The 532-nt window shown below is 69.0% G+C and carries 1 rRNA gene; it reads left to right on the forward strand.

Features of this window, described 5'->3' with window-relative positions:
- Positions 1–117 (forward strand): 16S ribosomal RNA (locus ACI79Z_RS22835); the annotation flags it as partial.
- Between the last annotated feature and the right edge of the window lie 415 nt (positions 118–532).

Consider the following 532-nt stretch of genomic DNA (forward strand, 5'->3'; position numbering starts at 1 on the left):
CCCGAAGCCGGTGGCCCAACCCCTCGTGGGAGGGAGCCGTCGAAGGCGGGATCGGCGATTGGGACGAAGTCGTAACAAGGTAGCCGTACCGGAAGGTGCGGCTGGATCACCTCCTTTCTAAGGAGCATCTCGCTCGGCGGACGATGTCCGTCGGGTGCAGAGCTGTGCTCGGGCCGTGATGGCCGCCCATGTCCGGGTGGCCGCGGAGCGTCCGAGGCAGTGCTCGAGGGTGGAACGCTGACCAGTTCGGCCGCCGGCTGTGGCCGGCTCCCAGTACTGCCGGGTGTCCTTCGGGGCGCCGGCGTGGACCGGAGCCGGGGGCAGGTGGGTGGTCGTAGGCACGCTGTTGGGTCCTGAGGGAGCGGACTCCGTCCGCCGGTCTCGTGCCGGGGGTGGGGGTGCACCTCGTCCGGGCCTTCCCGATTTCACATCGCCGCGCGTGCGCGGGCCGGTGGAGTCGTTGGGGAAGGAGCGCGGGTTGGTCGTTGAGAACTGCACAGTGGACGCGAGCATCTTTGATCTCTTGTCTCGC

The organism is Geodermatophilus sp. SYSU D00663 (assembly GCF_054050655.1).